The organism is Methylobacterium organophilum (genome assembly GCF_022179465.1).
Taxonomy (GTDB): domain Bacteria; phylum Pseudomonadota; class Alphaproteobacteria; order Rhizobiales; family Beijerinckiaceae; genus Methylobacterium; species Methylobacterium organophilum.
On record NZ_BPQV01000003.1, the window covers coordinates 88,975 to 110,673 of the forward strand.

The window sequence follows — 21,699 nt, forward strand, 5'->3', positions numbered from 1 at the left end:
GCGGACGAGCGGCGCCGGGCGGAGATTCGGTCAGGGCGCGCGCTGCATCGCGGCGGCCCGCAGGGTCGGGTCGACCGCGTAGCGGGCTTTCACCGCCTCGACAATCCGGCCCATGCGGATCGAGTTGGAGCCCTTCACCATCACGGCGTCGCCCGGGCGCAGGGCGGCGACCACGGCGTCGGTCAGCTCGGCGGAGGTCGGCGCGTGCAGGCCGCGACGGGCCACCGGCAGCGCCTCGAACAGGTGGCGCATCATGCCGCCGGCGGTGAAGACGAGATCGATGCCGTTGGCCTTCACGGCCTCGGCGAGCTCCCGGTGATGGGCCTCCGCGGCGGCGCCGAGCTCCAGCATGTCGCCGAGCACGGCGATGCGGCGGCCCTTGCCCGGGGTGTCGATCCCGGCGAGCGTCGCCATCGCCGCGCGCATGGAGGCGGGGTTGGCGTTGTAGCTCTCGTCGACGAGATAGGCCTCGCCCTCCCCGATCAGCAGAGCCGTGCGCTCGCCGCGCCCGACCGGGGGCTTCAGCCCGGCGAGCGACAGGGCGGCGCGGGCGAGGTCGGCGCCGAGGGCATGCACCACGGCGAGCACGCCGAGGGAATTCATCGCCACGTGCCGGCCCGGGGTGCCGAGCTGGTAGGCCAGCGGCACACCCATCACCGTGGCGTCGACCACGGAGACGTCGGGCCGGGTCAGGATGCGGTAAGCCCGCACATCGGCCTCCGCATGCTCGCCGAAGCTGACGACCCGCCCGGCGCGGGAGGCGCGGGCATGGGCGAGCAGGCGCTCGTAATTCGGGTTGTCGCGGTTGATCACCGCGACGCCGCCCGGCTCGATGCCGGAGAAGATCTCGCCCTTGGCGTCGGCGATGGCCGAGAGCGAGGGGAAGTGCTCGATATGGACCGGCTCGACCGTGGTGATCAGCGCCACCTGCGGGCGCACCTGGGCGCTGAGCGGCACGATCTCGGCGGCGTGGTTCATGCCGATCTCGAACACGCCGTAGCGGGCGCTCTCCGGCATGCGGGCGAGGGTGAGCGGCACGCCCCAATGGTTGTTGTAGGAGGCGATGGAGGCATGGGTCTCGCCCTGTGCCGAGAGCACGTGGCGCAGGGCCTCCTTGGTGCCGGTCTTGCCGACCGAGCCCGTCACCGCGACGATGCCGGCCCGGCTGCGGGCGCGGGCGGCCCGGCCGAGGGCGCGCATGGCGTCGAGGACCGGATCCTCGCCCTGCCCCGGCACCGCGAGCACGGGGCCGGCCCCGGCGAATTCCTCCGCGCGGGTCTCGGCCACCACGGCGGCGCCGGCCCCCTTGGCGAGGGCGTCCCGCACGAAGTCGTGGCCGTCGCGCGCCTCCCCGCGGATCGCGAAGAACAGGTCGCCCGGCTGCAGGCTGCGGGTGTCGATCGAGGCGCCGGTGACCGGGCGGGCCTCGCCGAGCAGGCGGCCGCCGGTCGCCGCCGCGAGGGCGGCCGGAGTCCAGAGGGGGGCGTCGGTCATGCCTTCAGCTCCGCCAGCGCGGCGCGCACCGCATCGTGGTCCGAGAACGGGAGCACGCGATCCCCCACGATCTGGCCGGTTTCATGGCCCTTTCCGGCCACCACCAGGACGTCGCCGGGTTTCAGGTCGCGCACGGCGGTGCGGATCGCCTGGGCGCGGTCGCCGATCTCCTCGGCGCCCGGAGCGGCGGCGAGGATCGCCGCGCGGATCTCCGCCGGCTCCTCGGTGCGGGGATTGTCGTCGGTGACGATGACCCGGTCGGCGAGCCGCACGGCGATGCCGCCCATGATCGGCCGCTTGCCGCGGTCCCGGTCGCCGCCGCAGCCGAAGACCACGATGAGCCGGCCGGTCGCGAAGGGGCGCAGGGCCTTGAGCACGTGCTCCAGCGCCTCGGGCTTGTGGGCGTAATCGACGAGGCAGAGGCCCCCGTTCGCCTCGCCGATGCGCTCCATGCGGCCCGGCACGCCGATGAGATGGGCGAGGGCGGCGAAGACGCCGGCGGGATCGGCCGCGCCGGCCGGGGTCGAGAGCACGAGCCCCGCCGCGACCAGGGCGTTCTCCACCTGGAAGCCGCCGACGAGGGGCAGGGCCACCTTGTACTCGGCCGATCCGCCGGTCGGGCCGGGGCCGTAGAGGGTCAGGGCCTGGGCGAAGCCTTCGGTGCGCGCGTCGACGAGCCGGATGAAATCCCCCGCCCGGCCAGTCGCGCGCACGGCATGGCCCGCCGCCTCGGCCGTGGCGATCACCCGCTCGGCATAGGCGCCGTCGGCATTGACGATGGCCGGGCCGCCCTGCGGCAGGAGCGTGGTGAACAGCCGGAGCTTGGCTTCGAGATAGGCCTCGACGCTCGGATGATAGTCGAGATGGTCGCGGCCGAGATTGGTGAAGCCCGCCGCGGTGAGGCGCACCCCGTCGAGGCGGCGCTGCTCGATGCCGTGGGAGGAGGCCTCCATGGCGAGATCCGTGATGCCCTCCTCCGCCAGGCGGGCCAGGGTCTCGTGCAGGCTCACGGGATCGGGCGTGGTCAGCGAGCCGTAGGACGCCCCCCGGTTCGTGACGATGCCGACCGTGCCGAGGCTCGCCGCATCGCGGCCGAGGCGGGCGAGGATCTGGCGGACGAAATCGGCGACCGAGCTCTTGCCCGAGGTGCCGGTGACGGCGACCACGGTCTCGGGCTGGCGGCCCGAGACGCGGGCGGCGGCCCGCGCCAGGGCGCGGCGCACGTCGGGAACGGCGACCCACGCGGTCTCGGCCGGAAGGTCGGCGGGCCGCTCGCCCTCGCCCACCACCGCGACCGCACCGGAGGCGGCGGCCTTGGCGGCGAAGATCCGGCCGTCGACCTTCGTGCCCGGCACCGCGACGAAGACCCCGCCCGGGACGACCTTTCGGCTGTCCGCGGTGAGGCCCGCGACGGGACGGCCGGGCTCGGCGAGCGCGGCGTCCGGAAACAGCGCCCCGAGGGTTGGCCCCGTCATGGGCCGCCCACCTGGGTCGCGTGATAGGCACCGAGCTTGACCATGAGCGGGAACGGCTTCGACGGCGGCTCGAAACGGGGCGGCAGGCCGAGGATCGGCGTGACGCGCTCGATCACCTTGCCCGTGACCACGCCGGAATTCCAGGCCGCGGTGGCGTAGCCGCCGCTCTCCGGCAGGCCCTGGGGCTCGTCCATGATCGTCACGAAGAGGTATTTCGGGTTGTCCATGGGCGCGGCGGCCATGAAGGTCGTGAACAGCCGGTTCTTCACGTAGCGGCCGCCGACCACCTTCTCCGCCGTCCCGGTCTTGCCGCCGACGAAGTAGTAGGGGATCGCCGCCTTCTTAGCCGAACCCTCGACCGCGTTGAGGCGCATGATGAAGCGCATGGCCTCGCTGGTCTCGGGCCGGATCACGCGGCTCGCCTTGGCGCGGGCCGTCTCCTCGTCGGTCTTGAGGAAGGTCGGCTTCATCAGGTCGCCGCCATTGACGATGGCCGCCACCGAGGCCGCCGCCTGGAGCGGGGCGACGGCGAGGCCGTGGCCGAAGGCGATGGTGATCGTGTTGATCTCGGTCCAGCGCGGCGGGATGATCGGGCTCGCGCTCTCGGGCAGCTCCGTGCGCAGCCGGTCGAGCAGGCCCATCTTCTTGAGGAAGGCCTTGTGCCCGGGCACGCCGATGCCGAGCGCCATCTTGGCCGAGCCGATATTGGAGGAGTGGGTGAACACCTCCGGCATGGTGATGACGCGGTTGGTGCCGTGATATTCGTGGATCTTCTGCCGGCCCCAGCTCAGCACGCCGCCGCGGGTATCGAACGTCGAGTTGACGTTGTACTTGCCGGAATCGAGCGCCATGGCGAGGGTCATCGCCTTGAAGGTCGAGCCCATCTCGTAGACGCCGACATTCATCCGGTTGATCTTGTCGTCGGAGAGCGCGTCGACGGGATTGTTGGGGTCGAAATCCGGCATCGAGACCAGAGCGAGCACCTCGCCGGTGTTCACGTCCAGGATCATCGAGGCGCCGGCCTTGGCCTTGAAGTGCTCGATGCCCTTGGCGAGCTCGTCGCGCACGGCGAACTGGGCGCGCAGGTCGATGGAGAGCTGCACCGGCTTCAGGTCGGTCTGCTTCTCGACGAAGCCGAGGCTGTTGAGGTCCTTCAGGCCGGTCGAGTCGATGTATTTCTCCATGCCGGCGATGCCGACATTGTCGAGATTGGTCACGCCGAGCACGTGGGCGGCGGCGACCCCGTTCGGGTAGACGCGCTTGTGGTCGGGCAGGAAGCCGATGCCCGGGATGCCGAGGCGGTGGATCTCGACCTGCTGCTTGGGCGTGATCTCGCGCTTGACCCAGACGAAGCCCTTCTTGGTCGAGAGCTTGGCGCGCAGCTCCGTGGCGTTGAGCTCCGGCAGCACGGCGGTGAGCAGCTCGGTCGCCTCGTCCTTGTCGTAGATGTTGCGCGGCTCGGCGAAGACCGAGACCGTGCGGATGTCGGTGGCCAGGATCTCGCCGTTGCGGTCGATGATGTCGGGGCGGATCGCCGTGGTGGCGGCGGCCGCGACCCGGTGGTCATCGCTGTTGTTGCCGGGGGTCGCCGCCATCACCACGAGGCGGACGCTGATCGCCCCGAACACGCAGGCGAAGGCGAGCCCGACCAGGCCGACGCGGGCATAGGAGCGCTCGATGGCGAGGCGGAACATGGTGCGCCAGATCCGCTTGGGCGGGCTCTCGGCCGGCTCCAGGCGGAAGCGGCCGGGGGCGGCCTCGGGCAGCGGCGCCGTCTCGGGCGCGGCGACGGCCTCGGGATCGGGCGAGTTCGCGTCTGACACGGGAGCTACCTCGAAGGCGTGGTCGGCGTGCGGGTGCTGACGGTGCGGGTCGTGATGGAGCCGGTGGTGCGCGGCTCGTCGGCCTTGGCGCCCGGCTTGTCCTTCGGCGTCGCCGTGGCGGCGAGCAGGCGGCCGATCTCGTCGCCGCGGTCGGGCCGCTCGGGCAGGTCGGACATCCGGGCAAGGTGGCCGGTGCCGATGAGCTCCAGGGCGAGGTGGCGCTCCACCGCCGCCTGCAGGCGGTCGGGCCGCGTCAGCAATTGCCACTCGGCCCGCAGCACGGCGATGGCCTGGCGCTCCTTGTGCAGGGCGCTCTTCAGCTTGGCGACCTGGGCGGTCTGGTACAGCGTGTCGTACTTGATCGAGTAGGCGTAGACCGCCGAGGCCATCAGCCCGATCACCGCGATGAGGTTGAGAAGCCGGATCACCGCCGCGTCCCTCCCCGGCCCGAACCGCCGGACGCCGCGCCGGGCAGCGCGGCCAGCATCTCGATCGCCGCCAGCGGCGCGGGCGCGGGCGCCTCGGTGCGCTCGCCGGCCCGGAGCTTGGCCGAGCGCGCCCGCGGATTGGCGGCGCATTCGGCCTCGGAGGGCAGCACCGGCCCCTTCGTGACCAGGCGGAAGCTCTTCTCCGGCGGCTTGGCCACGCTCGGCACGTGGCGGGAGGCCTGCACGGACCGGCCGGACCGCGCGGAGAGGAACTGCTTGACGATGCGGTCCTCCAGCGAGTGGAAGGTCACCACCGCCAGACGGCCGCCGGGCTTGAGGATGCGCTCGGCCGCGTGCAGCGCCCGCACCAGCTCGCCGAGCTCGTCGTTCACCGCGATGCGCAGGCCCTGGAAGCTGCGGGTGGCCGGGTGGATGCCGCTGCCGGGATCGGCCCGGACCACGCCGGCGATCAGGTCCGCCAGTTCGAGGGTCGTGGTGATCGGCCCGCGCCGCCGGGTCTCGATGATGGTGCGGGCCACCGCCCGGGCGCGGCGCTCCTCGCCGTAATGGTAGAAGATGTCGGCGAGCGTGGCCTCGTCCGCCTCGTTGACGAGATCGGCCGCGCTCGGCCCCGCGCGCTCCATGCGCATGTCGAGGGGGCCGTCCTGGCGGAACGAGAAGCCGCGCTCGGCCTGGTCGAGCTGCATCGAGGAGACGCCGATATCGAGGACGACGCCGTCGGCGGCGGCGAGGCCCGCCGCCTCCAGAGCCGCGTCGAGGGCGCCGAAGCGGCCCTGCACCAGGCTCAGCCGGCCGCCCGAGGCGGCGACCAGGCTCGCCCCGGCGGCGATGGCGGTGGGGTCGCGGTCGATGGCGACGACGGAGCCGGCGGGATCGGCCTCCAGCAGGGCGCGGGTATAGCCGCCGGCCCCGAAGGTGCCGTCGACGAGGACGCGGGCCGCCTCACCGGAGGCCGGGCCGAGGGCCGCCAGGACCTCGGCCAGCAGCACCGGCACATGCGGCGCCTCGACCGGCGCGGCGGCGGCCGCCTTCCTCGGCGCGCGGGTCATCGCGCCCCCGCGGAATCGGGAATCGCAAAGGGCGCCGGGCGATCGGAGAAAAGCCGGGTCATGCAGTCCTGAAGCTCGGAGAAGCCGCGCAGGCGCGGCGTCGGAGAGGGTCGCGGCGCCGGCCATGCGGCGGCCATGGGCCCGCTTCCGGGCACCCGTCCTCGAACCTGAGCGGGTGCCCGCCGATCCTGAATAAATCGTCAACGGGTGAGGTCGGGGTACCATGGGGCTCCGAGGGCCGTCAACGAACGTGGCCGTGGCTTCGGAGCGATCAGACCCGATCAAGGTTAACCGAGCGTCAATGTGCCGGCCCGCGCCGGAACCGGAGCGCGAGAAAAAAGTCGTCGTGCAATCAGGCGGATCAGCCGGCCTTTAAGCCGGGTTCTGTAGGGCCCGGCGCCTGCGCGCCGGACGTGGCGGCCATTCCTCTGGGACGGTCGTTGCCGACCGCCTCGAGCAACCAACCCGGGCGACCGGCCCGGAGAGCCGGCCTGCCCTCCCCTTTCGGGAAGAGGCGCGTCGCCCCTATTCGGTCTTGCACCCGGTGGGGTTTGCCATGCCGTCCGCGTTACCGCGTCCGCGGTGCGCTCTTACCGCACCCTTTCACCCTTACCTCGCGAAGAACGCGTCCTTCGCGAGGCGGTCTGCTCTCTGTGGCACTGTCCCTGGGGTCGCCCCCGCCGGACGTTATCCGGCACCGTCTCTCCGTGGAGCCCGGACTTTCCTCCCCGGGCCGAAGCCCGGAGCGGCCGCCCGGCCGGCTGATCCGGGGCGGATCTGCGCCCCCGCGCCCCGTGGGGTCAAGAGCGCGGGCGACGAATCGCGCCCGCCGCCGCCTCTGCCTCTTCCGTGAGCCTGCACGGATTTTGGGCCCCGCGTTGCCCGCAGGCCGGGAAGCGCCACCTTTCGCAAACGAAGGACGCGCCGCCGGGCCCGGCCCGAGGGCACGCCTTCCGCCAACCACGGAGGACGCCATGACGGAGACGACCTGGACCCTCGACGCCGTGCAGCAGCTGCGCAGCCTGGCCCGCGAGCAGGTGCCGGTGGAGGTGATCAGCCTCAGGCTGAAGCGCCCGGTGGAGGCGGTGCATGCCAAGCTCGCCGAGCTCGGCATCACCCCCGCCGCCACGCGCTGACCGCTCACCAGGTGCCGATGTTCTCCATCGAGGCCCAGGGCTCCTGCGGCGGCTTCGCGTCGCCCTTCTGCAGGATCTCGATGGAGATCCCGTCCGGCGACTTCACGAAGGCCATGTAGCCGTCCCGCGGCGGCCGGTTGATGGTGACGCCGGCATCCTTCAGCTTCTGGCAGAAGGCGTAGATGTCCTCGACCCGGTAGGCGAGGTGCCCGAAATTGCGCCCGCCCGAATATTCCTCCGGGTCCCAGTTGTAGGTCAGCTCCACCATCGGCGCCTTCTCGGCCCGGGCCCGCTCCACGTCGCCGGGGGCGGCGAGGAAGACCAGGGTGAAGCGCCCCTTCTCGTTGTCGACGCGCCGCACCTCCTGCAGCCCGAAGGTGTCGACGTAGAAGGCCAGCGCGCGGTCGAGATCCGCCACGCGGACCATCGTGTGCAGGTATTCCATTGCGGTTCGTCCGGGGTTGCCGATTGCCGAGCGCCTATCTGGCGCCCGCGGGGCGGGGCTTCAATGCGGAGAGCCACGTTGCGCTCGGAGTCCGAGCCGCCGATAGAGGGCGCTTCCCCTTCCTCCGGCGAGGCAGAGATCCGATGCGCACCGAGACGCCCCCGACCATCCGCCTGGAGGATTACCGGCCGAGCGACCACCTGATCGACCGGGTCGATCTCGACGTGCGCCTCGATCCCCATGCCACCCGGGTGAGGGCGACGCTCGCGATCCGGCCGAACCCGGCGGGGCGGGAGGGCGCGGCCCTCGTGCTGGACGGGGACGAGCTCGACCTCGTCTCCCTCGCCCTCGACGGCGCGCCCCTAGCGCCTGAGGCCTACGAGGCGAGGCCCGCGGGCCTCGTGCTGCACGCGCCGCCGCAGGCCCCCTTCACCCTCACCATCGAGACGCGGATCGACCCGACCGCCAACACCAAGCTGATGGGCCTCTACCGCTCCAGCGGCGTCTACTGCACGCAATGCGAGGCGGACGGCTTCCGGCGCATCACCTATTTCCTCGACCGGCCAGACGTGATGTCGGTCTACACCACCCGGATCGAGGCCCCCCGCGACGAGGCGCCGGTGCTCCTCGGCAACGGCAACCCGGTCGAGGCCGGCGACGTGCCCGGCACCGACCGGCATTTCGCCGTCTGGCACGATCCGCACCCCAAGCCCGCCTATCTCTTCGCCCTGGTCGGCGGCCGGCTCGGCGCCGTCTCGACCCGCTTCACCACCATGGAAGGCCGCACGGTCGCGGTCGGCGTCTATGTCGAGCCCGGCAAGGAGGCGCGCGCGGCCTATGCCCTCGACGCCGTGGTGCGCTCCATGGCCTGGGACGAGCGCGCCTTCGGCCGCGCCTACGATCTCGACGTGTTCAACGTCGTCGCCGTGTCCGACTTCAACATGGGCGCGATGGAGAACAAGGGCCTCAACATCTTCAACGACAAATACGTCCTCGCCAGCCCCGAGACGGCGACCGACCAGGACTACGCCAATATCGAGGCGATCATCGCCCACGAGTATTTCCACAACTGGTCGGGCAACCGCGTCACCTGCCGGGACTGGTTCCAGCTCTGCCTGAAGGAGGGCCTGACGGTCTTCCGCGACCAGGAATTCTCCTCCGACATGCGCTCCCGCGCGGTGCACCGCATCGGCGAGGTGCGCACCCTGCGCGCCCGCCAGTTCCCGGAGGATGCCGGGCCGCTCGCCCATCCGGTGCGGCCCAAGCAATATGCCGAGATCAACAACTTCTACACGGCGACCGTCTACGAGAAGGGCGCGGAGATCGTGCGCATGCTGCGCACCCTGATCGGCGAGGCCGCCTTCCGCGCCGGCATGGACCGCTACTTCGCCGAGAACGACGGCACCGCCGCCACCGTCGAGGATTTCCTGGCCGCCTTCGCCGCGGTGACGGGCCGCGACCTCGCGCATTTCGCGCAATGGTACGAGCGCCCGGGCACCCCGCGCATCGCGGTCGAGGGCCATTACGACGCCGCCGGCCAGCGCTACCGGCTCGATTTCCGCCAGACCCGCCCGGGCGCCGGTGCCGATGCGCCGCCCCTGGTCGTCCCGGTCGCCCTCGGCCTCGTCGGGGAGGCCGGCCCGATCGAGGTGGCCTCGCCCCCGGTGCAGGACGGGGTGTTCGTGCTCGACAAGGCCGAGGACTCCCTCGTCTTCGAGGGGGTCGTGGCGCCTCCGGTCCCCTCGCTGTTCCGCGGCTTCTCCGCCCCGGTGCGGGTCGACATGGCCGTCACCGATGCCGAGCGGCTGATCCTGCTGCGGCACGACACCGACCCCTTCAACCGCTGGGAAGCGGCCCAGCGCGTGGCCCTCCGCCTGATGATCGACCGCACCCGGGCCGGGGCGCCGGAGGCGGAGGAGGCCGGGCCCGAGGCGCAGGCCTTCGTCGCGGCCCTGGGCGCCTTCCTCGACGGCGAGGCCCTGTCCGACCCGGCCTTCGCCGCCCTGGTCCTCACCCTCCCGAGCGAGGGCGACGTCGCCAGCGAGATCGGCACGGACATCGATCCGGACGCGATCTTTGCGGCGCGCCGCACCCTGCGCCGGCAGATCGGCCGCCAGCTCGGCGCGCGGCTCGAAACCCTGCGCGAGGCCCTCGACGCCCCGGCCGGCGCCCCCTTCAGCCCGGACGCGGCCTCGGCCGGACGCCGGGCGCTGCGCAACATGGCCCTCGATCTGATCGCCACCGCCGATCCGGAGCGGGGCGCGGCGCTCGCCGCCCGGCAGTTCGAGACGGCCGGCAACATGACCGACCGCCTCGCGGCGCTCGCGAGCCTCGCCCAGATCCCGGGGGAGGCGCGCGAGGCGGCGCTCGCCGCCTTCGGCCGGGACTGGCGGGGCGAGCCCCTGGTCCTAGACAAGTGGTTCTCGATCCAGGCGACGATTCCCGAGGACGGCACGCTGGCGCGCATCCGCGCTCTCCAGGCCGACCCGGCCTATTCGGTCACCAACCCGAATCGGGTGCGCTCGCTGGTGGGCGCCTTCAGCCTGGCCAATCAGACCCAGTTCAACCGTCCGGACGGCGCCGGATTCCGCCTGCTCGCCGAGACGGTTCTGGCCGTCGACGCACGCAATCCGCAGACCGCGGCCCGCCTGATGACGGCCTTCGGATCCTGGCGCCAGCTCGAGCCGGTCCGTCGGGCCGTGGCCGAGGCGACACTCCGCGAGATTGCGGGCGCAAAGCAGCTTTCCCGCGATGTGGCCGATATGGTGGGGCGGAGTCTCCGAGCCGGCTAAGGCCTTGATTTCGATAAAAATTTACGAATCGAATCCGGCACCTGAACGGACTCGGACGCCTCCGAGAGTCAAGCGATGGGGTTTCAGAATCCGCATCGCGTACGGTGAATCCCGTGGACAAATCGGCCCCGCAAATGCACAAATATGTATACGATTCGGAGAGAGGTTGAGGCCGCGTACTCCGGGCGTTCACCCACGCCATTGAGGTCGATTCATGCCGGGGGCGGCCACCGCTTCTCTGGACGCGCGCCTGCGCGCGGACTCGATACTGGGCATCCGCCGCCCGCTGAGCCCCGGCCAGCTGCGGCTGGCCCGCATCGAACGGCGGCTGCGCACCGCCTTCCCGATCCTCCTCGGCCTCTTCCTTCTCAGCAGCATCGGCTTCGCGGCCCTCCAGCTCCAGGCCCAGCACACGGAGGCGATGCGGCGGGCGCTCCTCGACGTCGAGGCCTATGCCCATCTCGCGACGGGCGCCCTCGGCCAGGGCCGGGACGTGTCCTCCAACGAGAGCCTGCGCCGCCTGCTGCATCCGCGCAGCCTCGAGACCGGGCGCCAGGTCCTGGTGATCGACGCCGACGACCGGATCGTGGCCGCGCATCCGGCCCTGTCCGGCGGCGAGACCACCCTCACCGGGCTGCTGGAGGACGGGCAGCCCCTCGGCCTCCTGGGCGAGCGCGCGAGCCCGATGGTGGTGCGCCTCGCCGACGGCACCGAGGCGGTCGCCGCCATCCGCACCCTCGGCGGCACCGGTCAGGTGGCGGTGCTGCAGCCCGTGACCCACGTCACCGCGCAATGGTGGCTGGCGCTGCGCAACCAGGCCATCCTGCTCGCGGCCGTCGCCTGCGTCGTGCTCGGGTCCGGCCTCGCCTACGCCCTGCAATCCCGCCGGGCGGAAGCCGCCGATGCGGTCTGCGACCAGATCCGCCAGCGGCTCGAGACGGCCCTGGGCCGCGGCCGCTGCGGCCTGTGGGACTGGGACATCGCCCGGGGCACGATCTTCTGGTCCAACTCGATGTTCGCCCTGCTCGGCTACCCGCCGGAGGGCGTCCTGTCCTTCGGCCGGGTCAACGCCCTGATCCATCCCGAGGACGGCGACCTCTACAGCCTCGCCCAGGGGCTGGCCGCCAGCCAGTCCACCGTGGACCACGAGTTCCGGGTGCGGGGCGCGGCCGGCGACTGGATCTGGCTGCGCACCCGGGCCGAGATCGTGGAGGATCACGGCGACGGCAGCCGCCACCTCGTCGGCATCGCCGTGGATGTCAGCGAGCAGCGCCGCTTCGCCGAGACCACCGCCACCGCGGATATGCGCCTGCGCGACGCGGTCGAGGCGATCTCCGAGGCCTTCGTGCTCTGGGACGACGCCAACCGCCTCGTCCTGTGCAATTCCAAGTTCCGCGACCTGCACGCCCTCTCCGCCGACGACGCGACGCCGGGCCGGCGCTATCAGGAAATCATGGGCCGCGGGGTGCTGCCGCCGATCCGCCGGGAGCTGCCCGAGCGCGGCGGCCCCGGCAACGCCGCCCGCACCTTCGAGGTGGAGCTCACCGACGGCCGCTGGCTCCAGGTGAGCGAGCGCCGCACCAAGGACGGCGGCTACGTCTCCGTCGGCACCGACATCACCAGCCTGAAACGCCACCAGGAGCAGCTCGTCGCCTCCGAGCGCGAGCTGATCGGCACGGTCAAGGACCTCAAGCGCTCCCGCCGCACCCTCGAATTGCAGACCCAGCAACTCGCCGATCTCGCCGAGCGCCATCTCGACCAGAAGGCCCAGGCCGAGATCGCCAACCAGGCGAAATCCGAGTTCCTCGCCACCATGAGCCACGAGCTGCGCACGCCGCTCAACGCCATCATGGGCTTCGCCGAGCTGATGGAGAGCGAGGTGTTCGGCGCGCTCGGCTCGCAGCGCTACCTCGACTATTGCCGCGACATCCGCACCAGCGGCACCTACCTGCTCTCGGTGATCGACGACATCCTGCACATGTCGCGCATCGAGGCGAAGCGGGTGAAGCTGTCCTGCCGCGGCCTCCCGATCGAGGGTGCGGTCTCCCGGGCCCTGATGCTCGTCACCGAGGGCGCCCGCGCCAAGGGCGTCGCCCTCGACGTGGAGATCGCCCCGAACCTCCAGGTGCATGCGGACGAGCGCGGCCTGCAGCACATCCTCGTCAACGTGCTCCAGAACGCGGTGAAGTTCACCCCCGCCGGCGGCCGCGTCAGCGTGCGGGCGCGCCCCTGCCACGGCTTCGTCCACGTCTTCATCGAGGATACCGGGATCGGCATCCCGAAATCCGCGATCCACAAGCTCGGCCGGCCCTTCGAGCAGGTCGAGACCAATCTCACCCGCACCCACAAGGGCTCGGGCCTCGGCCTCGCCATCGCCCGCTCCACCGCCGAGATGCATGGGGGCACCCTGCGCATCCGCTCCGAGGAGGGCGTGGGCACGATCGTGCTGGTGCGCCTGCCGGTGGAGGCACCGGGGGACGAGGCCGCCCGGGGCCGGGCCAGCGAGACGGTCGCCTCCCTGCTCGAGGCGGCGGGCGCGACCGCGCGGCCCGAGGCGGAGTGCCCGGGCGCCGTTCCGGTCTTCTGATATTGCACCGCAGCGAAGACCCGCCGGATTCGCCCGGATTCGCGGCGGCCCCTTAACCCGCCGGCAACACTGCCGAAGAAACCACTGATTGTGAGCATGAAGTTCGTGCCATCCGGCACGAACCCCGACATACCTCTCGACGGGGGTAGTGTTGGAGTATCAGGCGATGTCGTCTCCCGGCGGAGCAGGCGCACGGCCCGATTTTGCGCAATTATCCCGTTCCGTTTCCTGGGCCCCGACGATCGGGCTGTCCTGGCTCTGGGGCCTCGGCTTCTTCTACGCCTTCCACGTCACCCTCACCTATGGCTGGCTGGGCTTCCTCGCCTTCGCCCTGCCCAATGCCTTCGGCCTGTTCCTGTTCGGCTGGCTGCTCGGGGCGCCGGGCCGCGACCCAGCCAAGGTCTTCCGCAGCGCGGAATCGGGCTATGCTGGGCTGTTCCTGCTCGGCCAACTCGGCGCGGTCGCGATCACCCTCTTCGCCTTCGTCGCCTATCTCTGGTTGCCCCTGAGCGGGGCGAGCCCCGCCGTCGCCGTGGGCCTGCTCGTGCTCGTGGCCTGCGCCGTGGGGCATGCGGTGCCGATCGCCCGCCTGCGCTTCCTCCACTTGGCCTACCTCGTCGTCGGGGTCGCCGCCGCGCTGATCGCCCTCGCCGCCCTGCGCGAGAACGCCGCCGCCGCCCCGCTGCCGCTGGCCGCCTTCGACGGGCGCTTCTACGGCCTCGTCCTGCCCTCCCTGGTCGGCTTCCTGCTCGGCCCCTGGACCGACGTGCAGCAATGGCAGCGGGCGGTGGAGATCCACCGCGGCGGCGGCTCGGTGCGCGCCGCCTACGCCCTCGGCGCCCTGATCTTCCTCGGCCTCCTCGTCCTCAACGCCCTGCTCGCCGCCGCCGCGGGGCCGGAGGGGAGCATCGTCGCCGCGGACGGCGTCGCCGGGGCGCAGGCCGCCGTGACGCTCGCCTTCCTGCAGCATCCTTCGGGGATCGGGCGCGCGGCCTACGTCACCTGGGTGGTGATCGCGGCGCTCTCGACGATCGACGGCTTCTACGCGGCGACCCGCTGGTGGCTCACCTCCGCCACCGGCCGCAGCGTCTCGCCGCTGCTCGCCATCATCCCCGCCGGCTTCGTGGCCTCCCCCCTCTGGATCGTCCTGGCCGCCCTCGCGGTCACCACGGCCATGGTCTCGGCCGGGCTGTCGATGATCTACCTGATGCTGCCCTACGCCACGGTGCTGGTCGGGGCCGCCGCCTGCCTCGTCGGCGAGACCCTGGGCGCCCCGCGCCGCTACGACGCCATGCTGTGCTGGCTGATCGGCGTGACCGCGGCGCTGATCTTCCTGCTCGGCTACGTGGCACCGAGCCCGGCGCTGCTCGCCCTGTCCCCGCTTCTCGCCCTGCTCGGGGCGATCCCCACCGCCAACGCTCTGTTCGGCGGCCCCGAGCCCGCCCCGGCCGCCGCCCCCGCCGCCACGGCTTCCCCCGAGGCGAAGGTCGCGGTGCTGACGGTCTCCAACACCGACGCCGCCGCCTCCTTCGGCTTCGACGGGCAGTGGTTCGTCATGCACCTGCTGCCGACCTACGACGACACCAACTCCGTCGGGAACGTGTACTTCGCCAACTACGTGCGCTGGGTCGGCAAGGCGCGGGAGATGTTCTTCAACATCTGCATGCCGGATTTCGACCTGAAGACGACGAGCTATTACATCCTCACCCGCAACTTCCAGCACGAGTTCCGCCGGGAGGCGATGGAGTTCGAGCCGGTGACGGTGCGGATCCGCATCGCCAAGCACAATCGGAAATTCGTCACCCTCGCCCACGAGATCCACAGCGAGACCCACGGCCTGCTCGGCCGGGGCGAGCAGTCGCTGATGTTCGTGGACGTGAAGACCTACCACCCGCTCGACATCCCCGGAGCCATCATCCAGGGCTTCCTGCGCTACTGGCCCAAGGAATCGCCCCATTCCGGCGACCGCCCGAACCTCTCCGGCGATGTCGGCATGTCCGGCGACGCGCTGCTGATGTGAGGGGTGGAGGCCTCCTCATCCCCACAACCGGGACGAGGGAGCCAGGCCCGCCCCCTCGCTCAATCAATAATCGCCTCAGCGGACCGTCCCCTATGGGAGACAGCCCTCACGCCGCGTACGGCTTCCGGTCCGTGAGGCCGCCGCGGGCGGCGAGCGCGGCGGCTTCGGCGGCGGGCATCGGGCGGCCGAACAGGTAGCCCTGGAACTGCCGGCAGCCCTGGCGCATCAGGCAGTCCCGCTGGGCCTCGGTCTCGACCCCCTCCGCCGTCACCGTCATGCCGAGGGCCGAGGCCAGGTCGATGATGGCGCGCACGATGGCGATGTCGCTGGCATCGTCCGGCAGGTCGTTCACGAAGCTGCGGTCGATCTTGATCTTGTCGAAGGCGACCCGGCGCAGATAGCTGAGCGAGGAATAGCCGGTCCCGAAATCGTCGAGCGACAGGCGCAGGCCCAGGCCCCGCAGGGCGCGCAGCACCTCGTGCACCGCCGGCGTCGCCGCCAGGAAGACCGATTCCGTCACCTCCAGCTCCAGCCGCTCGGCCGGCAGCCCGCTCTCGCGCAGGGCCTCCCGTACGATCCCGGCGAGGTCGGAATGGCGGAACTGCACCGCGGAGAGGTTCACCGCGACGCTCAAGGGGCTGCCCCAGGCGGCCGCGATCCGGCAGGCCTCGCGGATGATCCATTCGCCGAGCGGGATGACGACGCCGGTCTCCTCCGCCAGCGGAATGAACTCGGCCGGGGAGACGAAGCCGCGGGCCGGGTGGCGCCAGCGCACCAGCGCTTCGAAGCCCTGGATGCGCCCGCTCTCCGCGGAGACGAGGGGCTGGAAGTAGAGCACGAATTCGTGGCGCTCCAGGGCGCCCCGCAGGTCGGCGGTGAGCGCGCGGCGCGCCTCGATCACCTCGTCCATCTCCGCCTCGTAGAAGCGGTGGGCCTTCCGGCCCTCGCTCTTCGCCCGGTAGAGGGCGAGGTCGGCCTTGCGCATGATGTCCTGCTTGCCGTCCTCGGGCGCGACGGCGATGCCGATGCTCACGCCGATGCTGACGCGGATGCCGTCCAGGAAGAAGGGCATGGCAAGGGCGTCGACCACCTGCGCCGCCAGCGCCCCGGTCGCGTGGCGGTCCCGGGCGATGCGCCCCTCGACCAGCATCGCGAATTCGTCGCCGGCGAGCCGCGCCACCAGCGCGCCGCTGCCGGAGACCACCCGCAGGCGGTTGGCGACCCCCTGGAGCAGCGCATCGCCGGCCCCGTGCCCGAAGGCGTCGTTGACCGCCTTGACCTCGTCGAGATCGAGACAGAGCACGGCGAGGCGCCCGTCGGCGCCGAGGGCGTCCAGGGCCGTGTCCAGGCGCTCCTGGAACAGCACGCGGTTGGGCAGCTCCGTCAGGGAATCGTGCGTGGCGAGGTGGGAGAGCCGGTTCTCCGAGAGCTTGCGCTCGGTGATGTCGGAGCCGACCCCGCGATAGCCGGTGAAGATGCCCCGGCGGTCGAAGATCGGCTTGCCGCTCACCTCCCACCAGCGGCTGCGCCCGCCGATCTCCATCGGCAGCATCACGGCGCGGAAGGCGTGGCGGTCCGCGATGCAGTCCCAGATCTGCGCGGCGCCGGGGGCCGACCCCGCCCGGGCGAAAAGCCGTTCGAGGGAGAGGTCCTGAAGGGCGTAGGCCGGAAAGCCGGACACTTCGGCGAAGCGGGCCGAGACGTGCTGGAGCCGCAGATTGGCATCCGTCTCCCAGAGCCAGTCGCTCGCATTCTCCTCGAAGTCGTTCAGGAGCAGGCTGGTCAGCTCCTGCTGGCGCTCGAGATCGACCTGCACCTCAACGCGCATACGCACGAGCCGGCTGAAATGCAGGATCGTGGCGAAGATGAAGGACGCGTAGAAGGTCAGGAGCACCGCGACATAGGCGTAGAACACGTCGCGGGTCAGCCCGAGGGCGAGATAGGAGCCCAGCACGATCGGCCCGGAATAGCCGATCGCGGCGCCCGGCAGCACGGCCGCGCTCATGCCGCAGGCGATCAGGCCGGCGCAGGTGCAGGCGATCAGCAGCCGCTCCTGCGGGTCGCTATCGACGAAGAGCATGACCGGGATCGAGGCGAGCAGGATGCCGAAGGCCAGGGAGAGGCCGTAGACGCCGAGCAGGTAGAACCGCGACAGCGCCTCCGGCTTGGGCCGGGTGGGCCAGCGCCGGCACTGGTCGATCGCGACCACCGAGAACCCGATGGTCACGGCGTCGAGGCCGCCGAGATAGAGCGCGGTCGCCGGTGACCAGAACAGCCAGGTCACGACCTGGACCACGCTCAGGCTGACGAGCACGGTGAAGGGGGCGAGCCGCAGGGCCACGTCGACCTGCTCGATGCGCACGCGGCGATCGAGGCTCCCGTCCCGGGGGCGCCCTCCGCCATCCGTATCGATCAGAAGCGACAGCAACATCATCTGGACCACACCCGCTGTTCCGCGGTTCTGTCGACTTTGGGCTTGAGCGCTTGCCTGCATGTTAAAGGAATGCCCGCTGCAGTTGCGGCGCTCCTGCGTTCCTGGCGATGCAGTTAAGAAAATGGAAACGTTTTCACGCCCATTCACCATATTCCTCGATGATGACACTGTGATTTCGTCAGAAATTCGTCCCTTTCGCCCCGATTTTCTGAGGCGCATGGAACGAATTTCATGGATTAGGTTTGGTATTTTCGTGTCATACGCCCGCGGATCGATCGGCGATCGATCCTGCCGCAGCGGCGACATCACGGATGCGTTTGCCGCTTGGCCGCTTCCCGACCGGCCATGTCTGGACCGGCCCTGGCCACATCTGACGCACACGCGTCACGGCGCGGATCGCGGCCCGCCTGGCGGGGCGGCGCAAGTCGGGAGGGGTCCCGTCCCCGAACCGGCCCGAAGCACGCTGAGGCTGCAGGATCCAGGCAGCACCGGAGGCCCGGCTCAAGCCGTCTGCATCAGCAGCTTCGACAGGGCACCGACGATGCGCCGGGTCTGGATCGGCTTCTCCAGCCGTTCGACCCCGCCGAAGGCCGCCGGGATCACGGACTGGTCGTAGCCCGTGACGAAGACGAAGGGGATGCCGCGCTCCTTCAGGCTCCCGGCGAGGGTGAAGGAGGCTCCCAGGCCGAGATTGATGTCGAGCACGGCCGCGTCGGGGCGCTCCCGCGCCAGCCGGAACCGCGCCGCCTCCTCGCTGGGGACCGGCCCGATCACCGCGGCCCCGGCCTCCCGGAGGGTGCGCGCGGTATCGGTCGCGATGAAATACTCGTCCTCCACGACCAGGATGCGCTGGCCCCTGAGAGTTGGTTCGACGGTCATGGCGCGCTCTCCCGGACAGGCTGGCCCTTCGCGGGGCTCCGGTCTCCGGGATGCTGGGCCGTCCCAACAGAGGCCTTCCAGCCGGCACCGTGCGCCCGCCCTCCCGAGGACAACCGCCCCGCGACCGCCGAGTTCGGCGGGGCGCGCGTCACGGCACAGGCTTGGCGCCGCGCCCGAGCGCCCGGTCGAAGGCGTCGCGCACGAAGCGCCGCTCGGCCTCGATCTGGGCGGTGAGCGCCCGGGCATCGGGCAGGGAGGCGGCACGGGCGAGGCGCGCCAGCGCCACGGGGGAGGCCGTGTCGGGGTCGCCCTCCACCATCAGGCGCTGCCAATGGTGGATGCCGTCGAGCCAGCGATGGGCGGCGACGAGGTGCTCCGCCTCCGCCCGGTCGAGCAGGCCGGTCTCCCCGGCGCGGGCGAGGACGCCGCCGGTGTCGCGGCCGATCAGGTCCGGGTCCCGGGCCGCATGGGCGAGCACCAGGGCCTGGGCCAGGAAGTCGAGGTCGAGCAGGCCGCCCGGGGCCATCTTGAGGTCGAGGGGGCCCTTGTCGCCCTTCTGCGTCTCGACGAGGGCGCGCATGCCCCGCACCGCGCGGGCGACCTCGGCTGCCTCCCGCGGGCGGGCGAGCGCCGCGCGGATCGCCGCCTCGGCCTCCGCGGCGAGGCCCGCATCGCCCGCGATCACCCGGGCGCGGGTGAGCGCCATGTGCTCCCACAGCTCCGCCTCGCCCTCCTGATAGGCCCGGAAGGCGCGGAACTGGGTCGCCACCGAGCCCTGGCCGCCGCCGGGGCGCAGGCGCAGGTCGATCTCGTAGAGCCGGCCCCGCCGGGTCGGCGCCGTGAGCGCGGCCACGAGGCGCTGGGTCAGGCGGTTATAGGCCACCGCCGCATCGAGGGGCCGGGGGCCGGCGCTCATGCGGTCCTCGGGGTCGAAATCGTAGAGCACCACGAGGTCGAGGTCGGATTCCGCCGTGAGCTGGCGGGCGCCGAGGCGGCCATAGCCGAGGATGGCGAGCCGCCCCTTCGGCACGGCGCCGTGCTCGGCGAAGAAGGCCGCCGAGACCGCCTCCAGGGCCGTGGCCACCGCCGTGTCGGCGATGGCGGCATGGGCCCGGCCGGCGCTTTCCGGCGTCAGAATGCCGGAGAGCAGGCGGGCGCCCGCCGAGAAGCGGAGCTGGCGGGCGGCGTCGCGGCTGCGGTCCAGGAACTCCTCGAAGCTCCCAGGCCGGCCGAGCAGCGCCCGGTACTGCGCCGCGATCTCCGCCGCGTCGGTGGCCGGCTCGACGAAGCCCGGATCGATCACCGCGTCGAGCACGTGGGGGCTGAAGGCCACGGTCTCGGCGAGCCGCGGGGCGCTGCCGAGGAGGTCGGCGAAGAGCAGCCGCAGCCGCTCGTGCTCGCGCAGGATGGTGAGCAGCTCCACCGCCGCGGGCATGCGGCCGAAGGCGCGGTCGAGGGCGGCGAGCGCCGCATCTGGGTCGGGCGTGCCGGCGAGCGCCTTGAGCAGGGCCGGGGTCAGCTCGGTCAGCACCTCCCGCGCCCGCGGGCTGCGCACGGCGGCCCGGCGCCCGAAATGCCAGCCGCGCACGGTCTCGGCCACGGTCTCCGCCGCCCGGAAGCCGAGATGGCGCAGGGTGGCGAGCGTGCCGGGATCGTCCCCGGCCCCGCTGAAGACGAGGTTGCCGAGCTCCGAGGAGAGGTCGTCGCCCCCCTCGAAGAGCAGGGCGTAATGCGCCTGCACCCGCTCCGCATGGGCGAGCAGCGCCGCCTCGAAACCGGCCCGGTCGGCGAATCCCGAGAATCGGGCGAAGGCCTCCAGCGCCTCGGGCTCGATCGGCAGGCGCTGGGTCTGCTCGTCGCGCAGCATCTGCAGCCGGTGCTCGATGGTGCGCAGGAAGTCGTAGGCCGCGCGCAATTCGTCCCGGGCCTCGGCGGAGATCCAGCCGTCCGCGTGCAGCGCGCCGAGCATCGCCACGGTGGAGCGCCCGCGCAGCTCCGGCCGCCGGCCCCCGAAGACGAGCTGCTGCGTCTGCACGAAGAACTCGATCTCGCGGATGCCCCCGCGCCCGAGCTTGATGTCGTGGCCGGCCACCGCCAGGGTCTCGTGCCCGCGCACGGCATGGATCTGCCGCTTCATGGCGTGCACGTCGGCGATGGCCGCGAAGTCGAAATACTTGCGCCAGACGAAGGGCCGCAGCTCCTTCAGGAAGGCCTCGCCCGCGTCGCGGTCCCCGGCGACGGGCCGGGCCTTGATGAAGGCGGCGCGCTCCCAGTTCTGGCCCGTGGTCTCGTAATAGACATAGGCCGAGGCGAGGCTCATCGCGGTCGGGGTCGAGCCGGGATCGGGCCGCAGCCGGTAATCGACCCGGTGGACATAGCCCTCGCCGGTGCGCTCCTGCAGGAGCTTGGCCATGCCCTGGGCGAGGCGGCTGAAGAACGGCGTCGGCTCCAGCCCCTCCTTCAGGCGCCGGGCCTCGGGATCGAAGAACACGATCAGGTCGATGTCGCTCGAATAGTTGAGCTCCCGCCCCCCGAGCTTGCCGAGCCCGAGCACGACGAGCCCCGAGCCCGCCTGCGGCGCCTCCGGATCGAGGGGCCGGAAGCGCCCGGCGGCGGCGGCCTGGCGCAGCAGGGCGTCGGCGGCGGCCTGGACCGAGGCATCGGCGAAATCGGAGAGCGCCCGGGTCACCCGCGCCTGCGGCCAGAGCCCGCCGAGATCAGCCAGCGCCACGAGCAGCGCGTGCTCGGCCCGGTTCGCCCGCAGAGCCCGCCCGACCGCGTCGAGGTCGCCCGCCGGCGCCGCCCGGCCCGCCGCCGCCTGGGCGGCCACGATCCGCGCATCCGCCGCCTCGGGATCCGCGTCGAGGAGCCGGGCGAGACGGGCGGGGTCGCGGAGGCACAGCCCCCACAGGAAGGGCGAATGGTCGGCCAGCGCCAGGAGCAGGTCCTTGGCCGCCCCCTTGCGCAGGGCGGCCGGCAGGTCGGGCGCGATCTCGGCGAAGCGCGCCTCGGCCTGCCCCGGATCCGACAGCGGCGGCGCGGCGCCCAGATGCCGGCGCAGGGCGGCCTCGCGGCTCATGCGGCTCCTCCCGTTTCTTGGCGCCCGTCATCGCGCG

At 71.9% G+C, this 21,699-nt stretch carries 13 protein-coding genes and 1 other RNA gene; 4 read left to right on the top strand and 10 right to left on the bottom strand.

Annotated features, from left to right (window positions below; translation table 11 throughout):
• Positions 1 to 30 precede the first annotated feature (30 nt).
• The 6 genes from MFF21_RS05935 to rnpB all read right to left on the bottom strand — a co-directional run bounded on the left by MFF21_RS05935 (position 31) and on the right by rnpB (position 7,055).
• Entirely contained in the window at positions 31 to 1,494 is a 1,464-nt protein-coding gene (locus tag MFF21_RS05935) for a UDP-N-acetylmuramoylalanyl-D-glutamyl-2,6-diaminopimelate--D-alanyl-D-alanine ligase (RefSeq protein WP_238310299.1), read from the bottom strand.
• Complete coding sequence (locus MFF21_RS05940) at positions 1,491 to 2,969, bottom strand: UDP-N-acetylmuramoyl-L-alanyl-D-glutamate--2,6-diaminopimelate ligase (RefSeq protein WP_238310300.1); 1,479 nt, start codon at positions 2,967 to 2,969, stop codon at positions 1,491 to 1,493. The genes MFF21_RS05935 and MFF21_RS05940 overlap by 4 nt, the downstream gene beginning before the upstream one ends.
• The gene (locus MFF21_RS05945; RefSeq protein ID WP_373324937.1) at positions 2,966 to 4,792 is read right to left on the bottom strand and encodes a peptidoglycan D,D-transpeptidase FtsI family protein; all 1,827 of its coding nucleotides are present in this window, start codon (positions 4,790 to 4,792) and stop codon (positions 2,966 to 2,968) included. The genes MFF21_RS05940 and MFF21_RS05945 overlap by 4 nt, the downstream gene beginning before the upstream one ends.
• Positions 4,793 to 4,797: 5 nt before the next feature.
• Entirely contained in the window at positions 4,798 to 5,220 is a 423-nt protein-coding gene (gene ftsL / locus MFF21_RS05950) for a cell division protein FtsL (RefSeq protein ID WP_238310301.1), read from the bottom strand.
• On the bottom strand, positions 5,217 to 6,290 hold the full coding sequence (rsmH, locus tag MFF21_RS05955; protein ID WP_238310302.1) for a 16S rRNA (cytosine(1402)-N(4))-methyltransferase RsmH: 1,074 nt from the start codon (positions 6,288 to 6,290) through the stop codon (positions 5,217 to 5,219). Before rsmH ends, ftsL begins: the two co-directional genes overlap by 4 nt.
• A 357-nt stretch (positions 6,291 to 6,647) precedes the next feature.
• Positions 6,648 to 7,055: RNase P RNA component class A (rnpB, locus tag MFF21_RS05960), an RNA gene on the bottom strand.
• Between the two features lie 209 nt (positions 7,056 to 7,264).
• On the opposite strand from rnpB, the gene MFF21_RS05965 reads away from it, so the two are divergent.
• A complete protein-coding gene (locus tag MFF21_RS05965; protein WP_238310303.1) occupies positions 7,265 to 7,426 on the top strand; it encodes a hypothetical protein in 162 nt (53 codons plus the stop codon).
• A 4-nt stretch (positions 7,427 to 7,430) separates the two neighbouring features.
• Here the strand turns inward: MFF21_RS05965 and MFF21_RS05970 are convergent, their stop codons facing one another.
• Positions 7,431 to 7,871 (bottom strand): VOC family protein, encoded by a 441-nt coding sequence (locus tag MFF21_RS05970; protein WP_238310304.1) that lies wholly within the window; start codon positions 7,869 to 7,871, stop codon positions 7,431 to 7,433.
• Between the two features lie 143 nt (positions 7,872 to 8,014).
• On the opposite strand from MFF21_RS05970, the gene pepN reads away from it, so the two are divergent.
• The 3 genes from pepN to MFF21_RS05985 all read left to right on the top strand — a co-directional run bounded on the left by pepN (position 8,015) and on the right by MFF21_RS05985 (position 15,270).
• Positions 8,015 to 10,663, top strand: a complete 2,649-nt coding sequence (pepN, locus tag MFF21_RS05975; protein WP_238310305.1) for an aminopeptidase N — start codon at positions 8,015 to 8,017, stop codon at positions 10,661 to 10,663.
• Positions 10,664 to 10,877: 214 nt separating this feature from the next.
• Positions 10,878 to 13,250, top strand: coding sequence for a PAS domain-containing sensor histidine kinase (locus tag MFF21_RS05980; RefSeq protein ID WP_238310306.1), 2,373 nt, complete (start codon positions 10,878 to 10,880; stop codon positions 13,248 to 13,250).
• 166 nt (positions 13,251 to 13,416) lie between these two features.
• A complete protein-coding gene (locus MFF21_RS05985) occupies positions 13,417 to 15,270 on the top strand; it encodes an acyl-CoA thioesterase (protein WP_238310307.1) in 1,854 nt (617 codons plus the stop codon).
• 106 nt (positions 15,271 to 15,376) lie between these two features.
• On the opposite strand, the gene MFF21_RS05990 is transcribed toward MFF21_RS05985, so the two are convergent.
• The 3 genes from MFF21_RS05990 to MFF21_RS06000 all read right to left on the bottom strand — a co-directional run bounded on the left by MFF21_RS05990 (position 15,377) and on the right by MFF21_RS06000 (position 21,662).
• Positions 15,377 to 17,704, bottom strand: a complete 2,328-nt coding sequence (locus MFF21_RS05990) for a putative bifunctional diguanylate cyclase/phosphodiesterase (protein WP_238310308.1) — start codon at positions 17,702 to 17,704, stop codon at positions 15,377 to 15,379.
• A 501-nt stretch (positions 17,705 to 18,205) separates the two neighbouring features.
• On the bottom strand, positions 18,206 to 18,583 hold the full coding sequence (locus MFF21_RS05995; protein WP_238310309.1) for a response regulator: 378 nt from the start codon (positions 18,581 to 18,583) through the stop codon (positions 18,206 to 18,208).
• Positions 18,584 to 18,731: 148 nt separating this feature from the next.
• On the bottom strand, positions 18,732 to 21,662 hold the full coding sequence (locus tag MFF21_RS06000) for a bifunctional [glutamine synthetase] adenylyltransferase/[glutamine synthetase]-adenylyl-L-tyrosine phosphorylase (RefSeq protein WP_238310310.1): 2,931 nt from the start codon (positions 21,660 to 21,662) through the stop codon (positions 18,732 to 18,734).
• Positions 21,663 to 21,699: the final 37 nt, after the last annotated feature.